General features: G+C 73.4%; 12 protein-coding genes. 5 read left to right on the top strand and 7 right to left on the bottom strand.

What is annotated here, in order from left to right:
* Positions 1-214: 214 nt before the first annotated feature.
* On the bottom strand, positions 215-388 hold the full coding sequence (locus tag AB0L45_RS33525) for a CsbD family protein (protein ID WP_365846780.1): 174 nt from the start codon (positions 386-388) through the stop codon (positions 215-217).
* Positions 389-687: 299 nt separating this feature from the next.
* Between AB0L45_RS33525 and AB0L45_RS33520 the strand changes: the two genes are divergently transcribed.
* From AB0L45_RS33520 to AB0L45_RS33500, 5 genes are all read left to right on the top strand, one after another.
* Positions 688-1,755, top strand: coding sequence for a type I phosphomannose isomerase catalytic subunit (locus tag AB0L45_RS33520; protein ID WP_365846778.1), 1,068 nt, complete (start codon positions 688-690; stop codon positions 1,753-1,755).
* A gap of 318 nt (positions 1,756-2,073) precedes the next feature.
* Entirely contained in the window at positions 2,074-3,141 is a 1,068-nt protein-coding gene (locus AB0L45_RS33515; protein WP_365846776.1) for a polyprenyl synthetase family protein, read from the top strand.
* A 79-nt stretch (positions 3,142-3,220) separates the two neighbouring features.
* The gene (locus AB0L45_RS33510) at positions 3,221-4,120 is read left to right on the top strand and encodes a UbiA family prenyltransferase (RefSeq protein ID WP_365846774.1); all 900 of its coding nucleotides are present in this window, start codon (positions 3,221-3,223) and stop codon (positions 4,118-4,120) included.
* A 14-nt stretch (positions 4,121-4,134) separates the two neighbouring features.
* Entirely contained in the window at positions 4,135-4,770 is a 636-nt protein-coding gene (locus AB0L45_RS33505) for an ABC transporter ATP-binding protein (RefSeq protein WP_365846772.1), read from the top strand.
* Positions 4,767-5,591: a hypothetical protein gene (locus AB0L45_RS33500; protein ID WP_365846771.1), complete on the top strand. Its 825-nt coding sequence runs from the start codon at positions 4,767-4,769 to the stop codon at positions 5,589-5,591. Before AB0L45_RS33505 ends, AB0L45_RS33500 begins: the two co-directional genes overlap by 4 nt.
* Here the strand turns inward: AB0L45_RS33500 and shc are convergent.
* The 6 genes from shc to AB0L45_RS33470 form a co-directional block, all read right to left on the bottom strand.
* The gene (gene shc, locus AB0L45_RS33495; RefSeq protein WP_365846769.1) at positions 5,588-7,615 is read right to left on the bottom strand and encodes a squalene--hopene cyclase; all 2,028 of its coding nucleotides are present in this window, start codon (positions 7,613-7,615) and stop codon (positions 5,588-5,590) included. The two genes, AB0L45_RS33500 and shc, sit on opposite strands and share 4 nt — an antisense overlap.
* A 128-nt stretch (positions 7,616-7,743) precedes the next feature.
* A complete protein-coding gene (locus AB0L45_RS33490; protein ID WP_365846767.1) occupies positions 7,744-8,118 on the bottom strand; it encodes a DUF2752 domain-containing protein in 375 nt (124 codons plus the stop codon).
* Between the two features lie 2 nt (positions 8,119-8,120).
* Positions 8,121-8,516 carry a CD225/dispanin family protein gene (locus AB0L45_RS33485; RefSeq protein WP_365846765.1) on the bottom strand — a complete coding sequence of 132 codons (396 nt, stop codon included), beginning with the start codon at positions 8,514-8,516 and terminating at the stop codon, positions 8,121-8,123.
* Positions 8,517-8,615: 99 nt separating this feature from the next.
* Positions 8,616-9,080 (bottom strand): hypothetical protein, encoded by a 465-nt coding sequence (locus AB0L45_RS33480; protein ID WP_365846763.1) that lies wholly within the window; start codon positions 9,078-9,080, stop codon positions 8,616-8,618.
* A complete protein-coding gene (locus AB0L45_RS33475; RefSeq protein ID WP_365846761.1) occupies positions 9,077-11,641 on the bottom strand; it encodes a CHAT domain-containing protein in 2,565 nt (854 codons plus the stop codon). The genes AB0L45_RS33480 and AB0L45_RS33475 overlap by 4 nt, the downstream gene beginning before the upstream one ends.
* 22 nt (positions 11,642-11,663) lie before the next feature.
* Complete coding sequence (locus tag AB0L45_RS33470; protein WP_365846759.1) at positions 11,664-12,425, bottom strand: hypothetical protein; 762 nt, start codon at positions 12,423-12,425, stop codon at positions 11,664-11,666.
* Between the last annotated feature and the right edge of the window lie 155 nt (positions 12,426-12,580).

Here is a 12,580-nt window from a genome sequence, read left to right as displayed (position 1 = left end):
GGGGGCGCGCGGGCGGCGCCTGTCGTGTGGGCTGCGCGCTCCCCCATCCCGCGCGGGGGGGGGCGGGGGGCGGGTTGGGCCGCGCCCCCCCCCCCCGGAACTCTGTCGCGCACACGAATCCGCTGAATACGCGTGCATTTCCAGAGGGTGGTGCAGGGGGCACAAAGAGTCGCATCAGGCGCTTGCGCCGAAGGGCAGGGTCACACCGGGGACGTCACCGCTTGAATGCGTCCTTGGCCTTCTCGCCGGCCTCGCGCACATCGCCCTTGGCGCGTTCCGCGCGGCCCTCCGCCGTCATGCGTTCGTTGCCGACCGCACGGCCGACGTTCTCCTTCACCGCGCCCTTGGCGCGCTCGGCCTTGCTGGAAGCCTTCTTGTCGGCGGTCATGGTCGCGCTCCTTTTCGGTCGAGCCGTTTCCTTGACAGTCAGTCGCGTGCCCGGGCACCCGGCCGGTAAACGGGCGGATTTCCGTGCGGAGGAAATTCCCTGCGCCGAAGGGACGCGGGCGGGCGTTTTCGGGCGGTGCTTCGGACACGGGATACCGGCACGGGATTCGGCCGGTGTGCGGCGGGCACCTGATACGCGCCACGCCGCGCCGCCGCGCACGCCGTACGGCAGGGCCCGGGGCGCGCCAGTGGTCGGAGTAATGGATCCGGACCGGCGGAAAGCAGGGGTGTACTCGGACGATGAACTGGTATCCGATGCGGCTGACCACACCGGTCAAGCAGCACGTCTTCGGCGGCCGGGCCGTCGCCGAGCGGCTGGGCCGGACCGGGCTGCCCGACGGACCGGTGGCGGAGACGTGGGAGGTCAGTGATGTCGAGGGGGAGCACTCGCACGTCCTGAACGGGTCACTGGCCGGCCACACGCTGCGGGAGCTGGCCCTGAGCCACCCCGACGACCTGGTCGGGCGCGGCTGGCGCGGCCCCCGGTTCCCGCTGCTGACCAAGTTCATCGACGCGCACCGGCCCCTGCCGGTCCATCTGCACCCCGACGACGCGGCGGCCCGCGAGCGGGAGGGCGAGCCGAACGGCAAGACGGAGGCCTGGCACATCCTGTACGCGCCGCCCGGTACCACGGCGCTGGCCGGCGTACGGCCCGGCGTGGACCACGACCGGCTGCGGCAGGCGCTGCTCGACCAGGATTTCGACGCCGTGCTGCGGCGCCTGCCGGTACGCGCGGGCCAGACCCTGTACGTACCGGGCGGCACGCCGCACAGCTTCGGGCCGGACACCCTCGTCTACGAGATCGAGCAGACCTCCGACCTGCAACAGCACGCGATGCGCCACCGTATGGAGGACGGCGCCCCGATCGACGACGGCCAGTGGCGGGCCAACGTCGAGGCTCTGCTGTGCGAGTGGAAGCCGGAGCACCGGCCGGACTTCCACCCCGGGCTGCGGCTGCCGCCGGAGGGCGGGGCGGAGCGCCGGATGCTGTGTGCCGGGCCGTACTTCGCGCTGGAGAACTGGCGGGTGCGGGCGCCGGGCACCGCGGTGCCGAGGTTCGACACGTGTGTGGTGCTCAGCAACATCGGGGCCGCGACGGAGGTGACGTGCGGGCCGGTCCGGGAGATCCTCGGCCCGGCCGAGACGCTGCTGCTGCCGGCCGCCACGTCGTCGTGCGTCCGCGTCCACGGTCCCGCCGACGTCCTGCTCGGCTACCTGCCCGACCTGGAGCGCGATGTCCGCGCGCCGCTGCGCGCGGCGGGCCACTCCCCCGACGCGGTCGCCGCGCTGGGCGAGGGCCTCGGCTGACCGGACCGCCGGGCGGCCTCCCCGTCGAACGCCTACGACAATCAGGTAGAAAACTGTCGCGTAGGGCGTTTCGCCATGGACTTCGGTGTACATCAAGTATGGCCCCGTTTCGTACGGAGGCATGTGCGCGTGATGACCGAAGGACTGGATGAATGCACAGAAAGCACTGCTGGTCGGCCGAGATCCCGCCGACCCTGACCGCCCTGCCGAGCCATGTCCGCAGCGGCCGCGAAGGCCCTCCTGGGCGTTTCCGGGGACCGCAGCCGCCGGGTCCGGCGGCGCCCGAACCGGCCCCCGGACCTGGGACGCGCCTGTCCGATGCGTACTGAGACGCTTCCGGTCGAGTCCGACTTCTTCGCTCCCCGTGCCGCCATCGACGACCTGCTGAGTTCGTTCCTGACCGAAAGAGCGCAGAGCTCCGCGGTCCCCGGCCAGTCGGCGCTCGTCCTTCTGCTGCGGGACTTCATCGACGGCGGCAAGCGGGTCCGTCCGCTGCTGTGCGTGGCCGGCTGGCGTGCGGCGGGCGGGGAGGGTGACCCCGCGCAGGCCGTCCGGCTGGCCGCCTCCATCGAATTGGCGCACGCCTGCGCCCTCGTGCACGACGACATCATGGACGCGGCCGACAGCCGGCGCGGGCGTCCCTCGGTGCACCGGCTGCTGGCCGAGCGCCACCCGCTGCCGGACATGGCGGACCGTTTCGGCATCAGCGGCGCCATCCTGGTGGGCGACCTCGCCCTGGTCTGGTCCGACGAACTGCTGCACACCACGCCGATGCCCGACGCCCACCGCGTCGCCGTGCTGCGCGTCGTGGACCTCGCGCGGGCCGAACTGATCGCCGGCCAGCACCTGGACCTGCTCACCACCGGCGATCTCGACGTGAGCATGGAGACGGCGCTGACCGTCGTCCGCTACAAGACCGCCAAATACACCATCGAACGGCCCCTCCAGGTCGGAGCCGCCCTCGCCGGCGCCGACCAGCGGGTCATGGACGCCTGCACCGCCTACGGGGTGCCCCTGGGCGAGGCGTTCCAGCTCCGGGACGACGTGCTCGGGGTGTTCGGCGACCCGGACCGGATGGGCAAGTCCCGCCTGGACGACCTGCGTGAGGGAAAGTGCACCAGTCTCATCGTCCGCGCCCTGCGGGTCGCCCCTTCCGCGCAGGCCGGACGGCTGCGCGCGCTGATCGGCGACCCCGGACTGGGCGAACCGGAAGCCGCCGAGGTCCGCGAGATCCTCACCAGCACCGGGGCCCGGGCCACCGTCGAGCGGATGATCGAGGAGCGCTACCGGCAGGCCCTGGAGGTCCTGGACGCGGCGCCGTTCACCCCGGACGCGGTCCGTACGCTCAAGGCCGTCGCGGAGGCGGCCGTCCACCGCGCGGCGTGAGCCGGGCGGGCCGGTCCGGCCACCGCACCGCCGGGCGGGCGGACCGGGAACCACTGCCCGAACAGTACGGAGCCGCCCCATGACGACCCCGACGACGAGCGCTCCCACGACGGTGGCACAGTCCGTCTGGCGGGAGATCCGCCTGAGCTGGCTGTTCATCCGCGTCGACCGCTGGACCACGGTCTTCCCCGCCACCTGCTTCGTCGTGGCGGCCACCGTCCACGCCCGGCTGTCCCTGACCGCGGCCGCGGTCACCGCAGCCGCGGGAGCGCTGTACTTCTGGCTGTTCATCTACGAGCACACCCTGGCCAACCAGCTGGTCGGTGTCGAGGAGGACCGCCACAACAAGCCCTACCGGCCGCTGGTCACCGGCGAGAGCACCATCCGGGGCGCCCGGCTGCGCCTGGCCGCCGTACGGATCGCCTTCCCCGTGTACGGCTACTGCCTGGGCGTCCTCAAGTGGGCGCTGATGTGGCAGATCCTCTCCCTGCTCCAGCACGAGTACGGCTGGGGCCGCCACTGGCTGGGCAGGAACCTGTACGCCGGGATCGGGGTCATCGCCCAGCTGATGGCCGCGTGGGAGATCGTCACCGCGCTCACCCCGGACGCCTGGCGCTGGATCGTGACGCTGACGGTCACGGTGACCTTCCTGATGTCCGTCCAGGACCTGCGCGACATGCACGGCGACCGCGCGGTCCGCCGCTCCACGATGCCGCTGGTCTTCGGGGAACTGCCGACCCGGATCTTCCTGTGCGCCGGCTTCGCCGTCGGTCCCGTGTTCATCCACTGCTTCCTGATGGCCCCGGCCGGCGCGCACTGGTGGCTCGTCGCCACCGACGTGTTCCTCGGCGGCCTGAGCCTGCTGCTGGCGGCCCGGGTGCTGGTGCTGCGCGGCCCGGAGCACGACCAGCGCAGCTACCGCCTGGTGGAGCAGTGGTACACCTTCGCCCTCGCCGCCTCCATCTACACACTTCGCTGACGAAAGGGCCCGATGTGCCGCCAGAGGGTACGCAACGGCAGTCACGGCTGCGGATCGACGGCGTGTGGAAGGCGTACGGCCGCAGACAGGTCCTGCGCGGCGCCGATCTGGACGTGCCGCCCGGGGCGCTGGTGGGTGTCGTCGGTGAGAACGGGGCGGGCAAGAGCACGCTGCTGCGCATCGCCGTGGGGCAGCTCACGCCCGACCGGGGGACGGTCGAACGCAGCGGGGCGGTCGGGTACTGCCCGCAGCGCGCCGTACTGAACGACTCCTTCACCGTCCTGCAGCACCTGCGGCTCTTCCAGGTGGCCTACCGGCTGCCGGACCTGGCGCGGGCCCACGAGCTGATGGACGTGCTGGCGTTCGCCGACTGCGGACGGCGGCGGACCGGGGAGCTGAGCGGCGGGACGCGGCAGAAGCTGAATCTGCTGGTCGCCCTGATGCACGACCCGCAGCTGCTGGTGCTGGACGAGCCGTACCAAGGCTTCGACTGGGACACCCACCAGCGTTTCTGGGCGCTGGCCGCCCGGCTGCGCGACGCGGGCCGCTCGATCGTCGTGGTCTCGCACCTGCTGCACGACCTGCATCACTTCGACGCGGTCGGCCATTTGCGCGAGGGCCGCCTGGACGTCGAGGAGCCGGTCCGATGAGGCCGTACCCGGCGGCGTTCGCCGAGATGCTGCGCTGCACCCTGCTCGGCCAGCTGCGCAACCGTACGGCACTGCTCCTGGCGGTCGCCTTCGTCCCCGCGTGGATCGCCGTGGCCCGCCTGTGCGCTTCGGACCGGGCGGTACGTTTCCCCATGGGCTCCCTCGGCACCGACGCCGTCGCGCCGGCCAGCGACATCAGTCAGATCGTCAACGCGCTCGCCGCCGTCACCCTGGTCACCGGGTTCGTGACGTTCATGGAGACGTACAAGGCCGGGGAGATGGACCGCCGGCTGCTGCTGGCCGGTTACCCGCGCCTCCCGATGCTGCTGGCGAAGGTCGCCGGGGTCGCCCTCATCACCACGGTGCTGGCCCTGTACACCGTGGCCGTGCTGTGGGCCTCCGTGCCCGTACGGCAGTGGGGCCCGCTGACTCTCGGCCTGCTGGGCGCCGGTCTGGCGTACGGCGGCATCGGGCTGCTGCTGGGGTCGCTGGTCCGCGGTGAGCTGGAGGGCTTCTTCCTCGTCATCATGCTCAGCCTGGTCGACACCGGCCTGCAGAACCCGGTCTTCACCGTGGTCGACCTGTCCGGCCTCGAAGCACTGCCCCTGTACGGCGCGAACCAGCTGGCGCTGGCCGCGTCGTTCACGTCCCGCACCCCCTGGTCGTACGGCCTGTTCTCGCTCGCCTGGTCCGCCGGCACCAGCGCCCTGGCCCTCCTCGTCCTCCACCTCCGCACCCGCTCCCACTGCGCGGACCGGGCCGCCGCGGCCACCGGGGTGCCCGCCCAGGTGACCGCGGCCGGGCCGCCGGGCCGTCTCTAACGGCCGTCTTCCGGACCCCGGTGGTCGTCTTCCGCGCCCTGGTGGCCGTCTTCCGGGTCCTGGTGCCGTGCGTAGCGGCCGAGGGCCATGAGGGGGAAGACGTGCCGGTAGTTCCCGTAGTGGCAGGCCACGGCCCGGGGGACGAGCACGCCGGTGAAGTGCGGTTCTTCCCAGGTGCCGTCGTCCGTCTGCTGTCCGGCCAGCCGGCGCACCCCGGAGCGCACCGCGTCGCTGTCGCGTTCGCCCGCCGCGAGCAGTCCGAGCAGCGCCCAGGCGGTCTGGGACGGTGTGGAGGGGCCGCGCCCGAGGAGCGCCGGGTCGGCGTAGGACTCCCAGTCCTCGCCCCAGCCGCCGTCCTCGTTCTGCACCGACGTCAGCCAGGTGACGGCACGCCGGACGGCGGGGTGGTCGCCGGGTGTGCCGGCGGCGGCGAGCGCCTGGAGGACGCAGCCGGTGCCGTAGACGTGGTTGACACCCCAGCGCCCGGACCACGCCCCGCTGTCCTCCTGCTGTTCGAGCAGCCAGCGCACGGCGCGGTGGGCGGCGGGGGCATGCTGCATGCCGAGGGCTGCCAGCGTCTCCACCATGTGGGCCGTGACATCGGGGGTCGGCAGGTCGGCGCAGTACTCGCCGAAGTCGAAGAAGGGCAGCTTGCTGGGCAGGGTGCTGGTGTTGTCGGCGTCGAAGGCCGCCCACCCGCCGTTCCCGCTCTGCATCCCCACGCTCCACCGCACCGCCCGGCGCACGGCGTCGTCCAGGCGTGCCGGTTCGGGGTGGTCGACGCGGAGCAGCGCGAGGACCACTTCGGCGGTGTCGTCGAGGTCGGGGTAGTTCTGGTTGTGGAACTGGAAGGACCATCCGCCAGGGGCGAGGTGGGGCCGCCGGACGGCCCAGTCGCCGGGCCGGTCGGTCTGCCGGTCGAGCAGCCAGTCGGCGGCCTTGACCAGCGCGGGGTGGCCGGCGGGCAGGCCGGCGTCGCGCAGTGCGGTGGTGGACAGGCAGGTGTCCCAGACCGGACTGTGCACGGTCTGGAGTCTGCGTACGTCCTTCTCGGGCCAGGAGGCGCAGTCGTCCAGGAAGCCGAACGCGGCCTGGAGCGCCGGGTGGCCGGGCGGGTAGCCGTTCAGGTGCAGGGCGAGGATCACCCAGGTGGTGATGGGGGTGCACGCTCCCCAGCTGCCGTCCGCCTCCTGCCGTTCGAGGAGCCAGCGGGCCCCCGCGTTCATGGCGGTCCTGCGCACCGGGCCGGGGATGACCCGGCGGCCCGCGCGCAGCAGGGTGTTCACGCGCTGGAAGACGCCTTCCCAGCTGAGGACCGGAGCCGGCGTACGGCCGGTGTCGGTGCCGTCGGACGGGGCGAGGAGTTCGTCGATGCCGAAGGGGACCGGCCGCACGAACCGGTGCGCGCTGATGATGCTGAGCGAGACGAGCGCCTGGCGCATCACGAAACCGAAGGAATAGATGTTCAGCGGCGCCCACTTGGGCAGCGCGATGATCTCCGGCGGGACCTCGGGCAGGCCGTCCCAGCCGTACAGGCCGAGCAGGGCGAGCCAGACGCGGGGTTCCAGCTGGGCCGCTGTGACACCGCCCTGCGCACGTACCCAGGCCGCACACCGGAGCATGTGCTCCTCGTCCGGGCCGTGTCCGGCGAGCCGGAGCGCCACGTACGCCTGGACGGTGGTGCCCAGGTGACCGGACCCGTCGAAGACGAGGGGCCAGGAGCCGTCCGCGCTCTGCTGCGAACGGATCCACCGGCCGCTCGCGGCGGCCACCCGTTCGTCCAGGACGCCCAGCAGGTGCCGCAGGAACAGGTCGTGGGCGTCGTAGCTCACGTCCGTGCTGAAGAACTCCTTCCACCAGCCCTCGGTGTGCTGCCGGGCCAGCAGGTGGTCCGTGGCCCGCAGCACCGCGCGCCGCGCCGCCTCCTCGGTCTCGTCGGACGGGGGCGAGGCGAACGTGAGGCCCGCCTCCCCTGCCGGGAGCGGGCTCGTCTCCCGTGGCGCGTCGTCGGCTGTCGTCGTCATGGGGCTCCTGCATCTCGCTGATGGGCCGGTCACCAGGAAGCTGCCCACGATCCCCGAGCGGCCGCACCAGGTACCCGGGATATCACCTGTCTGCCCCACGCAGGGCACCGAGGCGTCCGGCCCACGGGTCATACGCAGTTGCGCACGACGCCCCAGAGGAGCAGTACGGCCCCGGCGCTCACGCCCGCCCAGGCGGAGGTCAGCAGGGCCGGCCGGCCCCGGACCGCACGCAGCCAGGAGAACAGGGCCAGGGGCAGGACGGCGACGAAGAGCGCGTTGTGCGCCAGGGCGGCGGTCACCTCGCCCCGGGTGAGGTCGTGCAGCGCCCGCAGGGTGCCGCAACCGGGGCAGAGGAGGCCGGTCAGGGAGCGGAAGGGGCAGCTGGGGTAGTGGCCGGGCGCTTCGGGGTCGCGGAGGGCCACGAGCACGGCCAGGGCGGCGAACAGGGCGGCGCCGGACCAGGCTTCGCGCGTCCGGCGCCGGACGGAACGCGGGGCGGGCACGGTCAGTAGCCGCCGCCCGCGGCACTGCTGACCAGGACGATGACGCCGACGAAGAGACCGACCCCGAGGCTGATGAACGTCCACAGCTTCGCCTTCTTCGACGCCTCCTCGGCTCCGGCCCAGTCACCCGCGCTGACCTTGGCGTTGGTCTGGGTGGCGAAGACGATGGCCGCGATGCCGGTGGGCAGGAAGCAGAAGAGCGTCACCAGGACCGCCGGGACCAGGTAGCTCTGCGGCGGCTTGGCGTACTGCGGGTAGCCGGGGCCGTACTGGGCCTGGTAATGCGGCTGGTACTGGGGCGGTGGCGGCGGCCCGGTGGGCGGTGGCTGCTGGGACTGTCCGGTCCACGGGGTGTCGCCACCCCAGTCCTCGCCGGGCGGGCCTTGCGGATAAGCCATGACGGCCTCCTTGTCCATGCGGTGGGCCGGCCCTTAGGGGCTGCCGGTGGTGACAGTGATATTGGTGGTGACAGTGGTGCCGGTCGTACGGTGGCCGGATCAGCCGGCGGGTCCGCCGGCCGCGGCCCGTTCCTCGAAGCGGACCCAGGTCTGCCGGTCGTCCTGCCAGGCCCACCGGCCCGGGGTGGTGCCGGGGTCGAGCGCCAGGGCCTGCCGGTAGGCGGCGTCCGGGAGGCCGTGGGTGAAGACGAACTGGGCGCGGGTGCTCACGCATTCGAAGACCACCGCGCCGGGGGCGTCCGCGGCGGGCTTGCGTCCGATCAGGCCGCTGACGAAGGTCCGCAGTCCGGAGTACGCGTCCGCGCCGACCCGTTCGAACACGGCCCGCAGGAAGGGCTGGAGCGTGTGCCCGGCCAGGAGCACGAGGGCGTACGTCTCCGGGCCGCGGCGCATCGGCGCGCGCCGGTAGGTGGCCTGGATGCCGGACTCGCGCAGCAGGGCGTCGGTGGTGTGCACCGCGTCGAGCGGATACGCGGCGGGCCAGAAGATCTCGACCTCGGTCATGGTGCCCCTCCGGTGTCCGGCCCCGTGGGGGCGGTGGTGCGGGGGTGCAGCCGTACGACGCCGTCGTCGGCCGCGGTCAGCACCGCGCCGTCCCGGCCGGTGAAGGCGACGCAGACCGGGCGCCCGGTCTGCTCGGTGCGGTCCTGCGGCGTGCCGTCGCGGTCCCAGCGGACCAGGGCCCCGTCGTCGCTCGCCGCGGCGAGCACCGTGCCGTCCGCCGCGTACGCCAACTGCCGTACGGCGCCGCCCTGGTGGACGCGGTGCAGCAGCCGCCCGCTCCAGGACCAGGCGCGGATCCGGCCGTCGGGGCTGCCGGTGGCGAGCCGGTCGGTACACACCGCGAAGGCGCAGACGGGCTGCGGGTGCGGCCACTGTGCGGTGGTCCGCCCGTGGACGTCCAGCCGGCGTACGGCGCCGTCGGCGGTGCCCGCCAGCAGGTGCCGGTCGCCGGGCGCGAAGGCCAGGCAGGGCACCAGCGGCGCCGGGGCGGCCACCAGGCTGCGTACCGTACGGCCGTCGGTGTCGTGCACCTGGATCCGGTCACCGCCCGCCGTGGCCAGCCAGCGCCCGTCACCGCTGAAGGCCAGCGCGCTGGTCTGCCCGGCGGCTCCCGGCAGGGCCCGTACGGGCACCTCCGTCTCGATGTCCCAGACGACGGTGGTGCCGCTCTCGTGGAGTGTGGCGACATGGCGCGGCCAGGGGCTCCACGCGAGGCGCAGGACCGGGCCGTGCTGCCGGAGGGCGCACTCCGCCAGCAGTTGCGGCGGGTCCAGCCGGAAGACCCGCAGCGAGCCGTCGGCGCAGGCGGCGGCGAGCAGGTCGCGCGGGCCCAGGGCGGCCTGCACGCACGGGCCGAGACCGGGCAGCAGCCCGGGGGCACGGGGCCGGTCGGCGGGGCGCGGGGTGAAGACCGGAGGTGTCTGTGCGGGCGCCGCGGCCGGTGCCGTGGGGGCGGACGGTGTACCGGGAGGCGGCTGGGAGGTGTGGGCGCCCCGGGTGGTGGGCGGGGAGCCGGGCGGCGGAGCGACCGGTTCGGCCCGGATGTAGCGCGCGAACTTCTCCCGGACGCCGGCCATCCAGGGTTGTTCGCGGGAAGGCTGGGGTGGCTGGGATGGCTGAGATGGGTGGTGTGTCTGGGGTGACGGGGGCGGCTGGGACGGCGGGTACGACGGGTACGCGGGCGGAGGCTGTGCCGCGGGGCCGGGTGTCGGGCCCGGACCGGTCGTCGGGCCCGGACCGGTCGTCCGCTGGGACACGGTGCGTTCGGACGCCACGTCCCCCACGGAGCCCCGTGCCGCCTCCGGCCCGGCGGACGGGGGCGCGGCCGGCTGTCCCGTGCCGGACGGGGGCGCCTGCCCGGCCAGGCCAGGCGCCCCGCCCTCCCCCGCCGTCCCCGCACCGGCAGCCGCTCCCGTACCCGTACCCGGATCCGTCTCCTTCCCCTTCCCCTTCTCCGCCTCCGCCTCCGGTACGACGAACAACTGCGTCTCGTCGGACCGCAGGAACAGCACCGGCGTGGCCCATTCCAGGCTGCCGGGCAGCGTCATCTTCACGCTCTCGCGGGCCAGCGTCATCGCACGGTCCACCGGCAGGCCGCGGGCCATGCCCGTGTAGAAGGACGAGGCGAAGGCGAGCGCGGCCGGGTCGGTGATCTCGTACTGCATCGCCACCACCGCGGGCACGCCCTCCCGCATGATCTTCGCAGCGGTGCTGCTGAAGACGCCCTCGGCGCCGCTGGTCGCCGACTCGCAGGCGTTCAGCACCACCAGCCGCAGCTGCGGGCTGTCGTGCATCAGGCGGCCCAGGTCCGTACCGGAGACGTGCAGCGCGGTGCCGTCCTCGGCGGACAGTTCCAGGTACCCGGCCTCGGTCTCGGGGTCGAAGCCGCCGTGTCCGACGAAGTGCAGGACGTGCGGGGCGCTGGTGCGGACCGCCTCGGCCAGTTCGTGCCAGCCGTCGCCCTGCAGCCAGTCGACGGCGACGTCGGTGCTCAGCCGCTGCAACGCCTGGGTGATCTCGTCGCGTTCGCGGTCGGCCTGGAGCGCGGGCAGGTCGGTGGGCCGGGAGATGACGCCCAGCACGCGCAGCGGCGGCGTCATGCGGACCGGCGCCGGGGCGTCCATGAGCTGCGGAGAGCGGACGACCGGCACCCGCAGGCCGAGGTAGCTGTCGCGCGCGTACGGGTCGATGGCGAACTCCCAGGGGATGCCGGAGACCTGCGGGCCGTCCAGGCCGAGGACGACGCGCAGTGGCTCGCCCTGGCGCCGGGCGTGTTCGCGGCAGCGGTCGAAGAGCAGCCGGATGTCACCGGTCAGCACGGTGTCGGAGAGCCGCTCGCCGAAGTCCCGGACGCTCTTCTCCACCAGGGAGGCGCGGCGGGTGATGACCGGGCTGGCCGACCGGATGAGGGCCATTCTGATCTCGGCGAGCATCAGCGGCAGCGCGTCGGGCGGGTACGGCGGGCGCACCTTGGCGCTGGTCCGGCCGAGCGGTGACGTACACATGATCACCCACTCGTCCCGGACCTCGAACACGTCCAGGCGGAACGGCAGTCCCCCCATGCTGCCCACCTCCCCCGCGTTCTCACGCGTCTCTCGTCAGCGCCTCCAGGACGCGCCGGGTCTTGCTCTCCTGTTCCAGGTCCGGTTCCAGGCCCAGCTGCCGCAGCAGGGCCAGCAGTGACGCCCGGACGACCTCGGCGCCCTCCGGCTCCACCCGTTCGGAGACCTCCAGCCAGTCCAGCGGCGGCCCGGTGCGCGGGGCCAGTGACCAGCGCTCCACGGTCAGCTCGTGGTGCCGGCGGCGGACGCCGCGCCAGCGCTGGGCGCGTACCGGCCCGTGCACGGTCAGCTGCCCGAAGTCGACGGCGAGGTCGGCGCAGTCGTCCAGGAAGCGTTCCTGGGTGCGCGAGAAGGCGGTGTGCAGCGGGCGGTGCCCGGCGGTCACCTCGTCGATGTCGCGCCGGTCGCGGGTGCCGGTGAGGGCGGCCGCGAGGACCTGGCGTTCGCCCGCCCAGTCGCTCTCCAGGCGGAACTCCTCGTCGCCGTCCTGGTGGAAGTCCAGCCAGTGGGCGGGGACACGGGCCCGGCGGCAGGGCCGGAGTTTGACCGTGGCGTCGCCCTTCCTGCCCTGCCGTGACCGCAGGCGCAGGATCACCCCGGCCTCCAGCAGCGGGAGTTCGCCCGGGTGGCGGTGGCGGGGCCCTTCGCAGAAGAAGACCTGGCACCAGACGCCCCCGTCGTCCGGTGCCAGAGCCTTGGCGGCCACCTCCGCCCGCGCGCCGGAGAACGTGACCTTGAGCTCGACCGCATCCAGCCGAGGACCGGGCCCTGCGGAGCCTGTCATGACGTGCCCCCCGTGTTCTCCGTGTCCGCGCGTGCTGTCACTCAACTCCTTCCGCCGGGGCGCCGCTTCCGGGAGGTCCCCACATGTGCCCGCAGAATGTGCGAGGCCCTTCAGGGGCGCTCCGCGGGGGAGCATGATGGTCCCGGCGGAGTACG

It is taken from the genome of Streptomyces sp. NPDC052496 (assembly GCF_040679095.1).
Classification (GTDB): Bacteria; Actinomycetota; Actinomycetes; order Streptomycetales; family Streptomycetaceae; genus Streptomyces.
This window is presented reverse-complemented; position numbering and strand designations above follow the sequence as displayed.